This window comes from Mycobacterium sp. NGS40, from assembly GCF_059812735.1.
In genome coordinates this window covers 103,387-120,462 of the sequence record NZ_JCALDG010000011.1, presented here as the reverse complement: position 1 = coordinate 120,462, position 17,076 = coordinate 103,387, and the positions used below count along the sequence as shown (strand labels likewise).

General features: G+C 66.2%; 16 protein-coding genes. 8 read left to right on the top strand and 8 right to left on the bottom strand.

Features of this window, described 5'->3' with window-relative positions:
* Nucleotides 1-38: 38 nt before the first annotated feature.
* Genes AC5Y5O_RS18205 through fadD3 form a run of 3 tightly spaced genes read right to left on the bottom strand, consistent with a single transcriptional unit; the run spans nucleotide 39 to nucleotide 3,664 of the window.
* Nucleotides 39-974, bottom strand: coding sequence for an acyl-CoA dehydrogenase family protein (locus tag AC5Y5O_RS18205; RefSeq protein ID WP_096290307.1), 936 nt, complete (start codon nucleotides 972-974; stop codon nucleotides 39-41).
* Nucleotides 971-2,116 carry an acyl-CoA dehydrogenase family protein gene (locus AC5Y5O_RS18200; RefSeq protein ID WP_096290306.1) on the bottom strand — a complete coding sequence of 382 codons (1,146 nt, stop codon included), beginning with the start codon at nucleotides 2,114-2,116 and terminating at the stop codon, nucleotides 971-973. The genes AC5Y5O_RS18205 and AC5Y5O_RS18200 overlap by 4 nt, the downstream gene beginning before the upstream one ends.
* A gap of 12 nt (nucleotides 2,117-2,128) precedes the next feature.
* Nucleotides 2,129-3,664, bottom strand: a complete 1,536-nt coding sequence (gene fadD3, locus AC5Y5O_RS18195; RefSeq protein ID WP_096290305.1) for a 3-((3aS,4S,7aS)-7a-methyl-1,5-dioxo-octahydro-1H-inden-4-yl)propanoate--CoA ligase FadD3 — start codon at nucleotides 3,662-3,664, stop codon at nucleotides 2,129-2,131.
* A 48-nt stretch (nucleotides 3,665-3,712) separates the two neighbouring features.
* Here fadD3 and ipdE1 point away from each other — a divergent pair, with 48 nt between their 5' ends.
* From ipdE1 to AC5Y5O_RS18170, 5 genes are all read left to right on the top strand, one after another.
* Entirely contained in the window at nucleotides 3,713-4,870 is a 1,158-nt protein-coding gene (ipdE1, locus tag AC5Y5O_RS18190; protein ID WP_096290304.1) for an acyl-CoA dehydrogenase IpdE1, read from the top strand.
* A 28-nt stretch (nucleotides 4,871-4,898) separates the two neighbouring features.
* Nucleotides 4,899-5,687 carry a (5R,7aS)-5-hydroxy-7a-methyl-1-oxo-2,3,5,6,7,7a-hexahydro-1H-indene-carboxyl-CoA reductase gene (ipdF, locus tag AC5Y5O_RS18185; protein ID WP_096290303.1) on the top strand — a complete coding sequence of 263 codons (789 nt, stop codon included), beginning with the start codon at nucleotides 4,899-4,901 and terminating at the stop codon, nucleotides 5,685-5,687.
* Nucleotides 5,688-5,729: 42 nt separating this feature from the next.
* Complete coding sequence (gene kstR2 / locus AC5Y5O_RS18180; protein WP_096290302.1) at nucleotides 5,730-6,332, top strand: TetR family transcriptional regulator KstR2; 603 nt, start codon at nucleotides 5,730-5,732, stop codon at nucleotides 6,330-6,332.
* 51 nt (nucleotides 6,333-6,383) lie between these two features.
* Nucleotides 6,384-7,544 carry a steroid 3-ketoacyl-CoA thiolase FadA6 gene (fadA6, locus tag AC5Y5O_RS18175; protein WP_500026386.1) on the top strand — a complete coding sequence of 387 codons (1,161 nt, stop codon included), beginning with the start codon at nucleotides 6,384-6,386 and terminating at the stop codon, nucleotides 7,542-7,544.
* A 113-nt stretch (nucleotides 7,545-7,657) separates the two neighbouring features.
* Entirely contained in the window at nucleotides 7,658-8,575 is a 918-nt protein-coding gene (locus AC5Y5O_RS18170) for a type IV toxin-antitoxin system AbiEi family antitoxin (RefSeq protein ID WP_500026384.1), read from the top strand.
* A gap of 22 nt (nucleotides 8,576-8,597) precedes the next feature.
* On the opposite strand, the gene ipdC is transcribed toward AC5Y5O_RS18170, so the two are convergent.
* From ipdC to echA20, 4 genes are read right to left on the bottom strand one after another with little or no spacing between them, the layout of a single operon-like run.
* Nucleotides 8,598-9,668 carry a (3aS,4S,5R,7aS)-5-hydroxy-7a-methyl-1-oxo-octahydro-1H-indene-4-carboxyl-CoA dehydrogenase gene (gene ipdC, locus AC5Y5O_RS18165; RefSeq protein ID WP_096290300.1) on the bottom strand — a complete coding sequence of 357 codons (1,071 nt, stop codon included), beginning with the start codon at nucleotides 9,666-9,668 and terminating at the stop codon, nucleotides 8,598-8,600.
* Between the two features lie 49 nt (nucleotides 9,669-9,717).
* Nucleotides 9,718-10,461: a cholesterol ring-cleaving hydrolase subunit IpdB gene (gene ipdB, locus AC5Y5O_RS18160; RefSeq protein WP_096290299.1), complete on the bottom strand. Its 744-nt coding sequence runs from the start codon at nucleotides 10,459-10,461 to the stop codon at nucleotides 9,718-9,720.
* The gene (gene ipdA, locus AC5Y5O_RS18155; protein WP_096290298.1) at nucleotides 10,458-11,342 is read right to left on the bottom strand and encodes a cholesterol ring-cleaving hydrolase subunit IpdA; all 885 of its coding nucleotides are present in this window, start codon (nucleotides 11,340-11,342) and stop codon (nucleotides 10,458-10,460) included. The genes ipdB and ipdA overlap by 4 nt, the downstream gene beginning before the upstream one ends.
* Nucleotides 11,339-12,097: a (7aS)-7a-methyl-1,5-dioxo-2,3,5,6,7,7a-hexahydro-1H-indene-carboxyl-CoA hydrolase gene (echA20, locus tag AC5Y5O_RS18150; protein ID WP_096290297.1), complete on the bottom strand. Its 759-nt coding sequence runs from the start codon at nucleotides 12,095-12,097 to the stop codon at nucleotides 11,339-11,341. Before echA20 ends, ipdA begins: the two co-directional genes overlap by 4 nt.
* Before the next feature lie 65 nt (nucleotides 12,098-12,162).
* Here echA20 and AC5Y5O_RS18145 point away from each other — a divergent pair, with 65 nt between their 5' ends.
* The 3 genes from AC5Y5O_RS18145 to AC5Y5O_RS18135 all read left to right on the top strand — a co-directional run bounded on the left by AC5Y5O_RS18145 (nucleotide 12,163) and on the right by AC5Y5O_RS18135 (nucleotide 14,943).
* Nucleotides 12,163-12,945 carry an SDR family oxidoreductase gene (locus AC5Y5O_RS18145; RefSeq protein WP_165796488.1) on the top strand — a complete coding sequence of 261 codons (783 nt, stop codon included), beginning with the start codon at nucleotides 12,163-12,165 and terminating at the stop codon, nucleotides 12,943-12,945.
* Nucleotides 12,946-12,969: 24 nt separating this feature from the next.
* Nucleotides 12,970-13,875: an SDR family oxidoreductase gene (locus tag AC5Y5O_RS18140; RefSeq protein ID WP_096290296.1), complete on the top strand. Its 906-nt coding sequence runs from the start codon at nucleotides 12,970-12,972 to the stop codon at nucleotides 13,873-13,875.
* A 192-nt stretch (nucleotides 13,876-14,067) separates the two neighbouring features.
* Nucleotides 14,068-14,943: a sulfotransferase domain-containing protein gene (locus AC5Y5O_RS18135; protein WP_500026373.1), complete on the top strand. Its 876-nt coding sequence runs from the start codon at nucleotides 14,068-14,070 to the stop codon at nucleotides 14,941-14,943.
* On the opposite strand, the gene AC5Y5O_RS18130 is transcribed toward AC5Y5O_RS18135, so the two are convergent.
* Nucleotides 14,933-17,014 carry an MDR family MFS transporter gene (locus AC5Y5O_RS18130; RefSeq protein ID WP_500026370.1) on the bottom strand — a complete coding sequence of 694 codons (2,082 nt, stop codon included), beginning with the start codon at nucleotides 17,012-17,014 and terminating at the stop codon, nucleotides 14,933-14,935. The two genes, AC5Y5O_RS18135 and AC5Y5O_RS18130, sit on opposite strands and share 11 nt — an antisense overlap.
* Nucleotides 17,015-17,076 lie beyond the last annotated feature (62 nt).

Below are 17,076 nucleotides of genomic sequence, written 5' to 3'. Positions count from 1 at the left end.
CTCTTCATTGCTGCGCGCTGCATCGTCGCCGGCGCAACTCACAATGCCTCCAACACTCGGCACCGGTGCGCCTCCGGCGTGCCCCAGGCCGACCGCAGCGCCTGCACCCGCAGCAGCCACAGTGACAGGTCGTACTCCTGGGTGAAGCCGATCGCGCCGTGCGTCTGCAACGCCGACCGCGCGGCCAGCAGGCCGGCATCGGACGCCGCGGCTTTCGCCGCGCTCACCTCACGGGGCTCCAACGACAAGGCCGCGCCGTAGACGAGTGGGCGCGCCAGTTCGATCGCGATGTGTACGTCGGCCAGCTTGTGCTTGATCGCCTGATAGGAGCCGATCACCCGGCCGAACTGCGCGCGCTGCTTGGCGTACTCGACGGTGGCATCCAGCAGGGCCTCGGCAGCCCCGACCAACTGCGCCGCAGTTGCCAGTGCGCCGAATTCAAAGGCGCGCTGGATGTCTGCCTGCCAAGTCGCACCGGTTGCCGCCACGTCATACAAGCGCCGGCTGGGGTCCACGGACCGGTGGCATCCCCCCGCGTCCGCTTCGCTGACGCCGTCGCCGGTGGCCAGCAGCACCAGCCCGGCGGCTTGAGCGTCCACCGCGCGCGGGGTGTGCGGCGGCAGCGCGACCGTGGCGATCAGTTCACCGCTGGACAACTCGGCGCTGCGCTGGTCGTCGGCGAGCAAAATCGGTGCCACGGCGATGGATTCGGTGACCGGACCCGGCACACACCAGCGGCCGAGGCGTTCGAGCGCGACCACCAGATCCACCGGGTGGGCGTCGAGGCCGTCGTATTTCTCCGGCACTATCAGTGCGGTGACGCCGAGGTCGGCCAGCTGCTCCCATACCTTGCGGCCGGGTGCGACGTCGCCGTCGGACCACGCGCGTAGCGCGCCGGGCAGGTCCGCCGCACCCAGCGCCGCGTCGATGCTGGCCGCGAAGTCGCGCTGCTGTTCGTCGAGCGCAAATTTCACTTCTTGCCTCCGGACTTTTCGCGCGGCAGGCCCAGCAGCCGCTCGGAGATGATATTGCGCTGAATTTCGTTGGTACCGGCATAGATTGGGCCGCCCAGCGCGAACAGCAAACCATCGGTCCACGGCCCGGCCAGCTCCCCGTCGGCGCCCCGGATGTCCAGCGCCGTCTGGTGAATCGCCACGTCGAGGTCGGACCAGAACACTTTCGTCACCGAGGATTCGGCACCCAGCTCCCCGCCGGCGGCCAGCCGGGTCACCGTGCCGAACGTCTGCAGCCGGTAGGCCTGCGCCTTGATCCAGGCGTCGGCGACTCGATCGGCGAATTCGGTGGGGGAGCCGTTGTCTTTCCACAGCTGCACCAGCCGTTGCGCGGCCGCCAGAAAGCGGGCCGGGCTGCGCAGCGACATGCCGCGTTCGTTGCTGGACGTGCTCATGGCCGCGCTCCAGCCCTCGTTCGGGGTGCCGATGACATCCTCGTCGGGCACGAAGACGTCGTCGAGGAAGATCTCACCGAATCCGGTGTCCCCGCCCAGCTGGACGATGGGCCGCACGGTCACGCCCTTGGCCTTCAGGTCGAACATGAAGTAGGTCAACCCGTTGTGTCGCTGCGCCGAGGGATCGGAACGGAACAGTCCGAAGCCCATCTCGGCGAACGGCGCCCGCGAGCTCCAGATCTTCTGGCCGTTCAGCAGCCAGCCGCCTTCGGTCTTGGTGGCGGTGGACCGCAACGACGCCAGGTCGCTGCCGGATTCGGGCTCCGACCACGCCTGCGCCCAGATCTGTTCGCCGCTGGCCATTTTCGGCAGGATGCGGTCCAACTGCTCTTCGGTGCCATGTGCGAACAACGTCGGTGCCAACATTGAGATGCCGTTGGCGCTGGCGCGACCCGGTGCTCCGGCACGGAAGTACTCTTCCTCGTAGACCACCCAATGCAACAGCGACGCGTCGCGGCCGCCGTACTTCTCCGGCCAGTTGATGACCGACAGGCCTGCGTCGTACAGCACCTTGTCCCAATGACGATGCTGGGCAAAGCCTTCCGCGTTGTCATACGACTCTGTCGGGATCGACTCGGCGTTGGCCGACAGGAAGTCCCGCACCTCGGCCGCAAAGGCCAGGGTCTCTTCGTCCAGTGCTAAGTCCATTTGGAGTCCATTTCAGGTCCATTCTCGCAGTTGTGGTTTGAGCACCTTGCCGCCGGCGTTGCGCGGCAATTCGTCGACGAACCGCACGGACCGTGGTGCCTTGAAGTTCGCCAAATGTTCTCGGGCGTAAGCGATTACTGACTGCTCGTCGAGGTTCGCGCCGGGCCGGGTCACCAGGAATGCCCGGCCGACCTCGCCAAGGCGCTCGTCGGGAACCCCGATCACCGCGACGTCGGCCACCCCGTCCATGCGGGCCAGCACCTGTTCGATCTCGGCGGGATAGACGTTGAATCCGCCGCAGATGTACATGTCCTTGAGGCGGTCGGTGATGCGCAGGTTGCCGTTCGTGTCGAGGACGCCGATGTCGCCGGTGTGCAGCCAGCCGTCGGTGTCGATGGCCGCGGCGGTGGCCTCCGGGTCGTCGAGGTAGCCCAGCATCACGTTCGGCCCCCGCAGTAACACCTCGCCGGATTCACCGGGAGTCGCTGCGTCGATGCGTAGTTCGAAGCCGGCGAATGGGCGGCCACAGGTGGTCGCGACCGTCACCGCATCGTCGTCGGCACGGCAACTGGTGCCCATGCCGTTGGCCTCGGTCAGGCCGTAGGCGGTCAGCACGATGTCGATGTCGAGCTCGGACTGCATGCGTTCCACCAACACAACCGGAACGGTGGCGGCCCCGGTGACGGCGAACCGCAGCGAACTCAGGTCGTAGTCGCCGCGGGCCGGGTGATCGAGCAGAGTTTGGTAAATCGTTGGCGGCCCGGGTAATACGGTGATGCGGTGCTGCTCGATCGCCTGCAGTGCGCGCAGCGGATCGAAGGTCAGATGCGGGATCAGCGTCGCCCCGGTTTGCAGGCACGCCAGGATGCCGGCCTTGTAGCCGAAGTTGTGGAAGAACGGGTTGATGCACAGATAGCGGTCGTCGCTGCTGATCTTGCCGTTGGCTGCCCACGACGCCGACGCCGACAGCGATTGCCGGTGTGCGCACAACACACCTTTGCTGCGGCCGGTGGTACCGGAGGTGAACAGGATGTCGCTGAGGTCGTCGGGCACGACCTCAGCGGCCCGGGCGATCACGGCGTCGGTGTCGGTGCCCTCCTCGATGAACTCGTCCCAATTCCCATCGTCGGCGTCGATCGGAATCCGGACGATGTGGCGCAGCGCGGGCAGTGCGGCACGGTCGAGGCCGGCAACGCGATCGTTGCCGAGGAATTGCCCCATCCCGAACAGCACCGGCGCACCCGTGCGCGCCAGGATGTCGCTGGCCTCGGCGGCGGTGTAGCGGGTGTTCAACGGCACCAGCGCGGCGCCGGCGTGGTGAATCCCCAGACACGCGACCACCCAATGCCAAGTGTTCGGCGACCACACCGCCACCCGATCGCCGTGCTCGACACCCAGCGCGATCAGCGCCGCGGCCGCGCGGTGCACCTCGTCGCGGAGTTCGGTCGCCGTGAAGGACCTGTCCTCGGTGATCAGTGCAACCTGGTCGGGGAATCGGTCGACGAAACGATCCAACGCCGCGGGCACAGTGCGCGGATCGCCAGTCATGGGGATACTCCTAACAAAGCAAGTGCTTGGTAGGTTAGCCTACAGGGCATGCAGGACGTCGAGGAGTTCCGGGCGGAGGTCCGCGGTTGGCTCGCCGACAATCTGGTCGGTGAATTCGCAGCGCTCAAGGGCCTGGGCGGTCCAGGGCGCGAGCACGAAGCATTCGAAGAACGCCGGGCATGGAATCAGCATCTCGCCGCGGCGGGACTGACCTGTCTGGGGTGGCCGGAAGAGCACGGCGGCCGGGGGCTCTCGACCGCGCACCGGGTGGCCTTCTACGAGGAGTACGCCAAGGCCGATGCTCCGGACAAGGTCAACCACTTCGGCGAGGAGCTGCTCGGTCCGACGCTGATCGCGTTTGGCACGCCCGAGCAGCAGCAGCGTTTCCTGCCGCGAATTCTCGACGTGACCGAGCTGTGGTGCCAGGGGTATTCGGAGCCGGGCGCCGGCAGCGACCTGGCCAACGTCGCGACCACCGCCGAGCTCGACGGCTCAGGAGGTGGGGAGTGGGTGATCAACGGCCAGAAGGTGTGGACGTCGCTGGCGCACTGGGCGCAGTGGTGCTTCGTGGTCGCGCGCACCGAGAAGGGTTCCAAGCGGCATGCCGGGCTGTCGTATCTGCTGGTGCCGCTGGACCAGCCGGGCGTGCAAGTGCGTCCGATCATCCAGTTGACCGGAGATTCGGAATTCAACGAGGTTTTCTTCGACGATGCCCGCACCGAGGCAGGCTTGGTGGTGGGCGAGCCGGGTGACGGTTGGCGGGTCGCGATGGGAACGCTGACCTTCGAGCGCGGGGTGTCGACGCTGGGGCAGCAGATCCGTTACGCCCGTGAGCTTTCCAACCTGGCCGAGGTCGCGCAACGCAACGGCGCCGCCGATGATCCGTTCATCCGGCAGCGGCTGACCCGGGCCTGGACCGGCCTGCGGGCCATGCGCAGCTACGCGCTTGCCACGATGGACGTCGAGCAGCCCGGCCAGGACAACGTGTCGAAGTTGTTGTGGGCCAACTGGCATCGCGATCTGGGCGAGCTGGCGATGGACGTCGTCGGCAAGCCGGGCCTCGCCCTGGCGGACGGCGAGTTCGACGAGTGGCAGCGGCTGTTCCTGTTCAGCCGCGCCGACACCATTTACGGCGGATCCAACGAGATTCAGCGCAACATCATCGCCGAGCGGGTGCTCGGCCTACCCCGGGAAGTTCGTGGATGAGCGCTTGCGCGAAGACACAGGAGGAAGCATGAGTCTGGCCGAAGCGCCGAAAGAGATTGCCGGACATGGACTCTTGACCGGAAAGGTCGTCGTCGTGACGGCGGCAGCGGGCACCGGCATCGGCTCGGCGACCGCCCGCCGGGCCTTGGCCGAGGGCGCCGACGTGGTGATCTCCGACCACCACGAACGACGGCTGGGCGAGGCCGCCGAGGAATTGTCGGCGCTGGGCCAGGGTCGGGTCGAGCATGTGGTGTGCGACGTGACGTCGACTGCTCAGGTCGATGCGCTGATCGACTCGGCCACCGCGCGGATGGGGCGCATTGACGTGCTGGTCAACAATGCCGGCCTGGGCGGGCAGACGCCGGTGGCCGACATGACCGACGACGAATGGGACCGTGTCCTGGACGTCACTCTGACCTCGGTGTTCCGCGCCACCCGGGCCGCGTTGCGCTACTTTCGCGACGCGCCGCATGGCGGCGTGATCGTCAACAACGCCAGCGTTCTGGGCTGGCGGGCGCAACACTCGCAGTCACACTATGCGGCCGCGAAGGCGGGCGTGATGGCGCTAACCCGTTGCAGCGCAATCGAAGCCGCCGAATACGATGTCCGTATCAATGCGGTGTCGCCCAGCATCGCGCGGCACAAGTTCCTGGACAAGACGACCTCCTCCGATCTGCTGGACCGGCTGTCGGCCGGCGAGGCGTTCGGACGGGCCGCCGAGCCGTGGGAAGTCGCGGCCACCATCGCGTTCTTAGCCAGCGACTATTCGAGCTACCTCACCGGCGAGGTCATCTCGGTTTCCAGTCAGCACCCGTGATCCCGGGTAGCCAAGCAAGCGCTTGGTTGATATCCTGACCGGGTGGACCGAGTGACCGGTCAGGCGAACAGCCGGCGAGACGAGCTCTTGGAGCTCGCCGCCACCATGTTCGCCGAGCGGGGTCTGCGCGCCACGACCGTGCGCGATATCGCCGACGGTGCCGGCATCTTGTCCGGCAGCCTCTACCACCATTTCTCCTCCAAAGAGGAGATGGTCGACGAGCTGTTGCGCAGCTTCCTGGACTGGTTGTTCGCCCGCTACCAAGAAATCGTCGACAGCGAAACCAATCCGCTGGAGCGACTTAAGGGCCTGTTCATGGCCTCGTTCGAGGCGATCGAGCATCGGCACGCGCAGGTCGTCATCTACCAGGACGAAGCTCAGCGGTTGCTGTCGCAGCCCCGCTTCTCCTACATCGAGGACATGAATCGGCAACAACGCAAGATGTGGGTCGAGTTGCTGAATCAGGGCGTCGACGAGGGCTACTTCCAGCCCGACCTCGACGTCGACCTTGTCTACCGATTTATCCGTGACACCACCTGGGTGTCGGTGCGCTGGTATCAACCCGGCGGCCCGCTCACCGCGGAACAGGTGGGCCAGCAATATCTCGCCATCGTGCTTGGCGGGATCACCAGAGAAGGAGTCTGAACATGGCTCGTGTCGGCGACGATGCGGAACGAAGTGATGAGGAGCGACACCATGGCTGAGGCGTACGTCATCGACGCTGTGCGTACCGCGGTCGGCAAGCGCAACGGTGCACTGGCCGGGATCCATCCCGTCGACCTGGGCGCCCATGCGTGGCGCGGACTGCTCGACCGGGTGGATGTCGACCCCGCCGCCGTCGAGGACGTGATCGCCGGCTGTGTTGACGCCATCGGCGGGCAGGCCGGCAACATCGCCCGGCTCTCGTGGCTGGCCGCCGGCTATCCCGAAGAGGTCCCCGGCGTCACCGTGGACCGGCAGTGCGGCTCCAGCCAGCAGGCGGTTTCCTTTGGCGCACAGGCGATCATGGCGGGTACGGCCGATCTCATCGTGGCCGGCGGCATGCAGAACATGAGCTGGATCCCGATCTCGTCGGCCATGACGGTCGGCGAGCAGTTCGGCTTCACCACGCCGACCAACGAGTCCAAGCAGTGGCTGCATCGCTACGGCGACCAGGAGATCTCCCAGTTCCGCGGCGCGGAGATGATCGCCGAGAAGTGGAACCTGTCGCGCGAGGAAATGGAGCAGTACTCGCTGACCAGCCACGAGCGCGCCTTCGCGGCCATTCGCAGCGGTCACTTCGACAACGAGATCATCACTGTCGAAACCGAATCCGGGCCGTTCCGGGTCGACGAGGGCCCGCGCGAGTCGTCGCTGGAGAAGATGGCCGGCCTTAAGACCCTGGTCGAGGGTGGCCGGCTGACGGCGGCGATGGCCAGCCAGATCTCCGACGGCGCGAGCGCGGTGCTGCTGGCTTCCGAGCAGGCGGTCAAGGACCACAAGCTCAAGCCCCGCGCCCGCATCCACCACATCAGCGCCCGTGCGGCCGATCCGGTGTTCATGCTGACCGGCCCCATCCCGGCGACCCGTTACGCGCTGGAAAAGACCGGGCTCTCGATCAGCGACATCGACACGGTCGAGATCAACGAGGCATTCGCACCGGTGGTGATGGCGTGGCTCAAGGAAGTCAAGGCCGATCCGGAAAAGGTCAACCCCAACGGCGGCGCGATCGCCCTCGGTCACCCGCTGGGCGCCACTGGCGCAAAGCTTTTCACCACCATGCTCAACGAGCTCGAGCGCATCGGCGGCCGTTACGGCCTGCAGACCATGTGCGAGGGCGGCGGCACCGCCAACGTCACGATCATCGAGCGCCTGTAACACCGGTCCACTCTTCTTCGCCGAGTGTGAACCACTCGACGCGTTGTCGGCGTGTTGCGTCGCAGGATGCACACTCGGTGAAAGTTGTCGGTGGCTGATGCCAGCATGCGGCCATGGAAGAACATCCGTGGCCCTTCCTGGTCTCGGAAGCGCTGGCCGCCAAAGCATTGCCGGAGCGGGCCATGCGTGCGTTGTACGAACCCGTTTACCCCGGGGTCTACGCTCCGGCCGATATCGAGCTGACGGCGGCCCAGCGTGCTTGTGCAGCGTGGTTGTGGTCGCGACGCAGGGCGGTCGTCGCGGGCCACTCGGCAGCCGCGCTGCTCGGCACGAAATGGGTGAGCGCGGCACTCAATGCCGAACTGGTGCATGACAATCGGCGGCCTCCCAGCGGGATTACCGTCCACACGGATTTCCTGGAATCCCACGAAGTGTTCATCGTCGATGGTGTCCCGGTCACTTCACCGGCGCGGACCGCCTTCGATATCGGGCGACGGACCGTCTCGCGACTGCACGCTGTTCAACGGCTCGATGCGCTGATGAATGCGACGGGCGTGGCACAGACTGACATCGAGGCCGTCATCGCCGGGCACCCGGGAGCGCGTGGTCTGACCCGATTGCGCCGAGTAATGCCACTGCTTGACGCAGGCGCGGAATCCCCGCAGGAGACGCGGACTCGGCTGGCGCTGATCGACGCCGGCTTGCCGAAACCGCAAACCCAGATCCGGGTATTCGACGAATTCGGCGACTTCGTCGCCCGCTTGGACATGGGCTACGAGGAGCTTCGCCTCGGCATCGAATACGACGGTCCACAACACTGGACGGACCGCCAGCAGCGCGACCGGGACATCGACCGGTACAGCGCATTACTCGCTCTGGGTTGGACGGTCGTTAGAGCGAGCAGCGATTTACTTCGATACCGCCAGGGCACCTTCGTCGCCCGCGTCGTGGCAGCGATGCACGCCGCCGGGTGGCGCTCCACCGGCCCGAGTGTGAACTGCACGACGCCAAGACGGCGTGTTGCGTCGTGAGGTTCACACTCGGCGTCGGAGGCTACTCCGAGATCAGCCCTGACGCCGATTGCAGGTGCTTGATCGCGTCGCGCACGATCGCCTCGATCAGCTCGGCGCACGATGGTAGGTCTTCGAGAATGCCGGCGACCTGTCCGGACGCCAGCACTCCGGCTTCGGTGTTGCCCTCAACGAGGCCGGCTTTCAACAACATTGGAGTGTTGGCCGCCATCACCACCTGCGCCAGGGTCATTTCCTTGCCGTGACGCATCGCCATGCCGTCTTGGATCATCGACTTCCAGGTCATTCCGGACATGTGCTTGAACTTCGCGGCATTGCGCACGGCGGCGGTCAAACCCCTTATCGGCGTGCCGTTTTCCAGCTTCTCGACCAGCCCGGTGCGCAGCACCCGATGCGGCATGCCGTCGACCCGCGTGGTGACCACGGTGCCGTCCAGGGCCGACTCCAGGTAACGGCGCTTCACCGCTTCGGGAACGGTCGAATCCGAGGTGAGCAGGAACCGGGTGCCCATCGCCACCCCGGCCGCACCGTAGGACAACGCGGCAGCCAGCCCGCGCCCGTCGAAGAAGCCACCCGCCGCGATCACCGGGATACCGGTGCCCTGCACGGCGTCCAGCACCGACGGCAGCAGCAGCGTGGTCGCGACGGGTCCGGTGTGCCCGCCGCCCTCGCCGCCCTGCACGATCATCGCGTCGGCACCCCAGCTCGCGACCTTGCGTGCGTGCTTGGCCGCTCCGATCGACGGAATCACCACCGCCCCGGCCTCTTTCAGGCGGGCGATCAATTCCTGCTTGGGCGCCAGCGCGAACGACGCCACCTTCACGCCCTCGCGGATCATCAGCTCAACCCGGTCGCCGGCATCCGCCGCATCGGCGCGCATGTTCACACCGAACGGCTTGTCGGTGGCGGCCTTGACCTTGCCGATGGCCGTCGCCAACTCGTCCAGTGTCATCGTGGCCGACGCCAAGATGCCGAGCCCGCCGGCATTGGCGGTGGCCGCCACCAGCCGCGCGCCGGCCACCCAGCCCATCCCGGTTTGCACCACTGGGTGCTCGACGCCGACCAGATCGGTCAGCGGCGTGCGCAACTTCATAGCCACCGCCGACGATGCAGAGCGAAGCGATGAGGAGGAGGTGGAATGCTCATGAACGTATCTCTCGGTCGCGCAACGCTTTCGGGTCGATTTTCTCCCGGATCAGGCGTAGTTCCTCGTCGGTCGGCAGCCGCGTTTCCGCGGCGCCTTCGAGGCCGTCGATCTCGAACGACGTGTTCTCCCGGACCTCGTCGGCCGACACACCCGGATGCAGCGACACCGCCCGCATGCTGCGGTCCGGCCCGCCGAAGTCGAACACGCCGAGGTTCGAGACAACCCGATAGGTGTTGGCGAACCGGAATGCCGGATTGTCAGCGTCCACGTTGTCCCAGCCGACTCCGCAGACGATGTCGACCTTCTCGCAGAACACTCGCTTGGAGTGGTTGCCGACCCAGTAACTGGTCGCGTGGTTGATGGCATTGCCGGGCGCGCCGCGGACGCCGAACATCTGGCGCTTGGGCTGTTGCAGGGGCCCGAACGCCGAAATGTTCTGATTGCCAAAGCGGTCAACCTGATTCGCGCCCATCACCACGTGGCGCCTGCCCCAGGCCAGGGTCTCGAAGACCCGGCCGAACGGCATCCACCCCTCGACGTCACCCGAGGCTCCCAGCGCGGGGGTGTCGGCCAGCAGCTGTGCCTCGCCGTCGGTCAGCAGGATGTCGGGGGAGAACGTCAGCCGGGCCAACCGTGCGCCGACCGAGGCCATGTTCGTCATCGGACTGACCATGATCTCTCCGGCGTCCCTGAACAGATCGGCGCAGGCGACCGCACACACTTCGGCTCGGGTGCTCACTTGGCTGCCTCCTTTGCGAAAGCCCGTACGGCTGACTGGTATTCGGCTTCGCCGCCGGACAGGTAGGTCGCCACGAACTGCTGCCAGCCCTCTTCGGTGGAGGCGGCCTCGGCGTAGTGCCGCTGGAATTTCTCGTCGCGTCCGTAATCCGGTGCGGCGGTGGTGAAGTGCGCACCGTTGGGTGCTTCGACGACACCGTCGACCATCATCCGGTTCACCAGCAGCGCCTGCGGCGGCACCGCCTTGATCAGCTCCTGGGTCGACACCACCCGCTCCACCGACAGGTAGCGCTTGTCGGCGGCCATCAAGAACAGGTCGTCGAAGTAGGGGTCGATGCCGGTGTAGGCCGCATTGCCTCTGCTGTCACCGAGATTGAGGTGCACGAACGCCGCGTCCAAGCGCAGCGCCGGCATCGCCAGCAGCGTCTCGAAGCCACCACCCGGTGCGGGATACGGGCTGGTCACCGTCTGCAGCTCGCCTTCCCAGAAGTCGAGCACCGAGCTGCCCAGTCCCGCGCGAATCGGCAAGAACGGCAACCGTTGTGCCGCGGCCTGCAGCCCACAGCGCAGCATGCCTTCGTCCATCTCTCGGGCCTCGATCTGCCCGGCGCTGCGCGCTTTGGCGAACCACGGGTCATAGAACGGCGGCGAGTCCAGGGAGACGAATCCGTAGTAGGCCCGCTTGACCTTGCCCGCGGCGCAAAGTAGTCCAAGGTCGGGTCCGCCATAGGTGACCACTGTCAGGTCCTTGACGTCGGTGCGCAGCATGGCGCGCACTAACGCCATCGGCTTGCGCCGCGACCCCCAGCCGCCGATGCCGATGGTCATGCCGCTACGCAGCCCGGCAACGGCTTCGTCGAGAGTGGTTCTCTTGTCGCTCAAGGCTTCTCACCCTTCGTCGTACCGGCGAATGCGTCGCGGTGCTCGTCGGCCACCCCGGCGAGGTTGAGCTCGAACGTAAAGCCTTGTTCCATCCGGTAACTCGAGTTGACCCGCTGCACGTCGATCAAGTTCAGCGCCTCTTTGGCCGCGCGGATCACGCGAGTGTCCTTGGCGGCGATGTCGCGGGCGACCCGCAGAGCGGCCTCGTCGAGTTCGTCTCGGGGGACCACCTCGTGTACCGAACCGAAGTGGTGCAGGGTCGCGGCGTCCACGGTGGCGGCGGTGAAGAACAACCGTCGCATCATGTGCTGCGGGACCAGTCGCGACAAGTGGGTGGCCGCGCCCAGTGCACCGCGTTCCACCTCCGGCAACCCGAAGGTGGCGTCGTCGGATGCCACGATGACGTCGGCGTTGCCGACCAGGCCGATGCCGCCGCCGACGCAGAACCCGTTCACCGCGGCGATCACCGGAACGGCGCATTCATACACCGCGCGGAAGGCGTGGAAGCAGCCGCGGTTGGCATCGATCAGCGCGGTGAATCCCTCGGTGCGCTGCATCTCTTTGATGTCGACGCCGGCGTTGAATCCGCGACCCTCGGCACGCAGGATCACTGCGTGGGTCTCGGGGTTCGCGCCGGCGGCAGTGATCGCGTCGCCGAGTTCGAACCAGCCGCGCGACGGGATGGCGTTGACGGGCGGGTAGTTAACGGTGACCGCGACTATGCCCGGTTCGGTGCTGGTGGATGTAATGGTCAATTGGCACTTCCTCGTGAAATTGAGGCCGACTACCTAAGCAAGCACTTGCTTGGTACGCTAGCACAGTGACTCGCGCCGAAGCATCCGCCATCAATCTGGGATTGGCCGGGCGGGTGGTTCTGGTGACGGGCGGTGTCCGCGGGGTGGGCGCGGGAATCAGTGCGGTATTCGCCGAACAGGGCGCGACGGTGATCACCTGCGCGCGCCGTGCCGTCGAGGGGTTGCCGTATGAATTTCACGCCTGCGATATCCGCGAAGAGGACCAGGTCAAGTCGCTGATTGACGCGATCGTCGAGCGGCATGGACGGCTCGACGTCGTCGTCAACAACGCCGGCGGATCGCCCTATGTGCTGACCGCGGAGTCCAGTCCTAAGTTCAACCGCAAGATCATTGAGCTCAATCTCATTGGCGCGCTGTTGGTTTCGCAGTTCGCCAACGAGAAGATGCAGACCCAGCCGGGCGGTGGTTCGGTCGTCAACATCTGCAGCCTCAGCGGGCGGCGGCCATCCCCGGGCACCGGCGCATACGGCGCGGCGAAGGCCGGCCTGGAAAGCCTCACCCAGACGCTGGCGGTGGAGTGGGGACCCAAGGTCCGGGTGAATGCCTGCGTCGTCGGCATGGTCGAGACCGAACAGGCCGACTTGTTCTACGGCGACGCCGAGTCGATCGCCGCGATTTCCAAGAATGTGCCACTGGGCCGGATGGCCAAACCCGAGGACGTCGGTTGGGCAGCAGCCTTTCTGGCCTCCGACGCGGCGTCCTACATCAGCGGTGCTTCGCTCGAGGTGCACGGGGGCGGCGAGCCGCCGCACTATCTGGCCACCACGAACGCCAGCGCGGTCAAGTAGAAGATCCAAGGAGATGGGCAGCTAATGGGAATAGTCGACGGCCGTGTCGTCATCGTCACCGGAGCGGGCGGCGGGATCGGTCGCGCGCATGCACTGGCCTTCGCGGCCGAAGGTGCGCGCGTAGTCGTCAACGACATTGGCGTGGGTCTGGACGGGTCACCGGCAAGCGGCGGCAGTGCCGCGCAGAGCGTGGTCGACGAGATCACTGCTGCCGGAGGCGAAGCCGTCGCCAACGGATCCAACATCGCGGACTGGGACCAAGCCGCCGCGCTGGTTCAGACCGCGGTCGACACGTTCGGCGGACTCGACGTCCTGGTGAACAATGCCGGGATTGTGCGCGACCGGATGATGGCCAACACCAGCGAAGAAGAGTTCGACGCGGTCATCGCTGTGCACCTCAAGGGCCACTTCGCCACGATGCGTCATGCCGCGTCGTACTGGCGAGGGTTGTCCAAGGAGGGCAAAACCGTTGACGCACGGATCATTAACACCAGCTCGGGTGCGGGCCTGCAGGGCAGTGTCGGGCAGGGCAACTACAGCGCCGCCAAGGCCGGCATCGCGGCCATGACGCTGGTAGCCGCCGCCGAAATGGGCCGATACGGCGTCACGGTCAACGCGATCGCGCCGTCGGCCCGGACCCGCATGACCGAGACCGTCTTCGCGGAGATGATGGCAACGCAGGACCAGGCGTTCGACGCGATGGCACCGGAAAACGTTTCGCCCATTGTCGTTTGGCTGGGCAGCGTCGAATCACGCGACGTCACCGGGAAGGTGTTCGAGGTCGAGGGTGGCAAGATCCGCGTCGCCGAGGGCTGGGCGCACGGCCCGCAGATCGACAAGGGCGACCGGTGGGATCCCGCCGAGCTTGGCCCGGTCGTCGCCGACCTGCTGGCCAAGGCGCGGCCGCCGGTCCCGGTCTACGGCGCCTAGGACGTTATTTCTGGCGGACGCGAACACCGATGTCGTATTGTCAGTGTGTCCAACACGGATACGACACCATCGGAAAACTTGGCACGACGGGCGTATCTCGTGCGTCGTGCCCGATCGAAAAGCGGCGCTGTGATGACGAAACCGTTGATCGCCCCAACTCGAGTTGTGCGGGACTATTTACATAATTCCTTGGTGTGGAACGATTTTCTTGCCCAGGGCGGCCTGGTCGACGGCGACGTCGTCATCGTCACCCCGGTCAAGGCCGGCACCACGTGGACCCAGCGGATAATCCAGCAGATATTGCACAACGGGGACGAGACCGAAGGCACTCTTTCAGACACCTCGCCGTGGCTCGAATCCAGCTGGGGCGATCACGACGGAATGCTCGACGTGCTCAAGCGACAGCAGGAGGCGGGCAGCAGGCGAGTGATCAAGTCGCACCTGCCCGCGGATGCTCTGCCTCTTGCCCGCGAGGCCCGGTACGTGTTTGTCGGCAGAAACGGCAAGGACGCCGCGATTAGCTTTCACAACATGATCTATCACTACTCCGAGTCGACACTGGCGAAAATCAACCGGATCTACGCGCAGTGGTCGGGTAGTTCGACGCCGTTGGTGATCCCGCAGGACGTGCAAGCCTTCTTCGACCTGTGGCTCGACACCGGCGGCTATGGCTGTTCGGACCTGTTCGACATCGTGCGGTCATGGTGGAAGCTGCGCGGCGAGCCGAACGTATTGCACCTGCACTACCGCGATCTGACCGATGACCTGACCGGTCAGATCGCCCGGATCGCCGGGTTCTTGGGCATCGATCCCGCATCGCTGCGCACCGACGTCATCGCCGAGCATTGCTCGTTCGACTATATGAGCGGCCGGGCGGAAAAGATGGCGCCGTTTAACGGGGCGCACATGTCCAGCGCCAAAGCCTTCTTTCCCAAGGGGCCCAAGCGTGATTACCGCGACGAGCTGACGGCGGCGCAAGTCGCGCGCTTCGACCAGGTCGCATTGCACGAGCTGGGCGTGTCGTGCGCCGGCTGGCTGGAAACGGGCGAACTCTCCGTCACCGGCTGACCGGCGCGGCTGCGCTGCCGGACACCGCCAGCCCGTCGAGGTCGTCACCCCAATCTCGTTGCAGCAGAACGCCATCGGCGATGCGTCGCAGGGCGGCGTCGAACTCCTCGTCATTCGGCAGCTCGACGGAGCCGGACGACGCTGCCAGATGCTCGACGAGCCGCCGCCGGACCAGGCCGGCCAGGGAGTCGACCTGCCGCAGCCCATTCGCGGTCAGAACGAGCCGGTCCCCGTCGCGTGACGCGTAACCGGTTTCGACGAGGCGGTCGAAGAGTGGTTCGAGAACTTGATGAGGCAGGTGCAGGTGGGTGGCGATGTCGGCGAGCCGGGCCGCCTCGAACCATCGCTCGTACTGGTAAATCCGCAACACTCCCCACAGCCCGGCTACGTCGAGCGGACAACCCGGCTGCTCGGCGAGATCGCCCAGGGGCAGCTCGGGCGCCTCGTCCAACAGGCGTCCGACCGCGATCTCCAAAACATCCTGGGGCGTCTTGATTCTCGGCACGGCGAAGCCGTCTCCCAGGCAGCTGGGGCTGTCGTGGATCGCGTTCAGTGGCGCCTCGCGCAGAAACAGCGCGAGGACGAATCCCACCAGCGCGATGAAGGCCGCGCACAGAAACATTTGTCCCAGCGACCCGGCGTAAGCCCGGACCACCGAGGCTGCGACATCCTGAGGAAGCCGATGGAGTGCGGCCGGCGAATGCACGGCGTCGGCCGGCAGGCCGCGCGACGCCAGGGTTGATCCCATGCGCCGGTTCAGAAAGTTGGCGAACAGCGCCCCGAATATCGCCGCGCCGAAAGCTCCACCCACCAAACGGAAGAACGTCACACCCGAGGTGGCCAGGCCCAGGTCCTCGAACCGGGAGGTGCTCTGCACGATCAGGATCAGCACCTGCATGGAGAAGCCGATCCCGGCACCCAGGACGACGAGGTAGCAGAACTGCACCAGCCAAGGCGTCGACTCGTCCATTCGCGCCATCAGCAAGAAGCCGACAGCCATCAATGCCGTTCCGGCGAGCGGAAAGATCTTGTACCGGCCGGTCCGGCCGACCAGGGTGCCCGCGGCCAGCGAGGTGGTCAGCAGCCCGACCACCATGGGCAGCGTGCGCAGACCCGAGATGGTCGGCGAGGCGCCGTCGACGTAGCGCAGGTACATCGGCACGAAGGTGAGTGCGCCCAGCATCGCGAATCCGACCAATAAGGACAGCAGGGAACACACCGAGAACACCGGGCTGCGAAACAGTCGGGGCGGCAGGATGCCCGCGGGGGCCCGGCTTTCCACTCGGACGAAGACGAGCAGCGCCAGCGCGGCGCCGCCGAACAGCGCGATGATCGGGACCGAGCCCCACGGGTAGGTGGTTCCGCCCCAACTCGTGGCCATGATCAAAGCCGTAGTGGCCAGGGCGATTATCACGATGCCGACGTAATCGATGGCCGGTTTGGGGCGCCGGGGCAGCACCGGGATGGTCGCGGCGGCTACGGCGAGAACCACGATGGAGCTCGGCACGTTGACCCAGAACGCCCACCGCCAGTTCAGGTAGTCGGTGAAGAACCCGCCGAGCAAGGGGCCGGCGACGGTGGCGACGCCGAACACCGCCCCGAGGATGCCCTGATAGCTGCCGCGGTCCCGGATCGGGAACACCTCGCCGACCAGTGCCGCGGCGGTCACCGACGTCGCCCCCGCGCCGATACCCTGCACCACGCGCGAAAGTGCCAACATGGTCATCGTTTCGGAGGACGCGCACAGCGCCGACCCGATCAGAAAGACCACCACGGCACTTTCCAGCACCCGCTTGCGGCCCAGCAGGTCACCGAGCTTGCCGGCTGCCGGTACGACGACGATGCCCCCGAGCAGATAGGCGGCAACGGCCCACGATTGCTGACCGGAGCCGCCCAGGTCTTCCACGATCGTCGGCAATGCGGGCACCACCATCGCCTGGCCCATTGCCGCGATCAACACCCCGAGCGACAGCGCCGCGAAAAGGAGGCCGCGCCGCGCGGGGCTGATCGCCGGCGTGCAGGGGAGCAGGGGAACGGAATCGGAGGTCGCGGGTGCGGCCGGTCTCGTCATCACTGCGCTCCCGTCGATGTCGGAGCCCCGCATGGGTTCGCCACGTTCGTTCTAGCAGTTGG

Coding starts and splice junctions, on each gene's coding strand:
- AC5Y5O_RS18200 (WP_096290306.1), bottom strand. CDS start 2,116: ATGGACTTAGCACTGGACGAAGAGACCCTGGCCTTTGCGGCCGAGGTG.
- fadD3 (WP_096290305.1), bottom strand. CDS start 3,664: ATGACTGGCGATCCGCGCACTGTGCCCGCGGCGTTGGATCGTTTCGTC.
- ipdE1 (WP_096290304.1), top strand. CDS start 3,713: ATGCAGGACGTCGAGGAGTTCCGGGCGGAGGTCCGCGGTTGGCTCGCC.
- ipdF (WP_096290303.1), top strand. CDS start 4,899: ATGAGTCTGGCCGAAGCGCCGAAAGAGATTGCCGGACATGGACTCTTG.
- fadA6 (WP_500026386.1), top strand. CDS start 6,384: ATGGCTGAGGCGTACGTCATCGACGCTGTGCGTACCGCGGTCGGCAAG.
- AC5Y5O_RS18170 (WP_500026384.1), top strand. CDS start 7,658: ATGGAAGAACATCCGTGGCCCTTCCTGGTCTCGGAAGCGCTGGCCGCC.
- ipdC (WP_096290300.1), bottom strand. CDS start 9,668: ATGAAGTTGCGCACGCCGCTGACCGATCTGGTCGGCGTCGAGCACCCA.
- AC5Y5O_RS18140 (WP_096290296.1), top strand. CDS start 12,970: ATGGGAATAGTCGACGGCCGTGTCGTCATCGTCACCGGAGCGGGCGGC.
- AC5Y5O_RS18130 (WP_500026370.1), bottom strand. CDS start 17,014: ATGACGAGACCGGCCGCACCCGCGACCTCCGATTCCGTTCCCCTGCTC.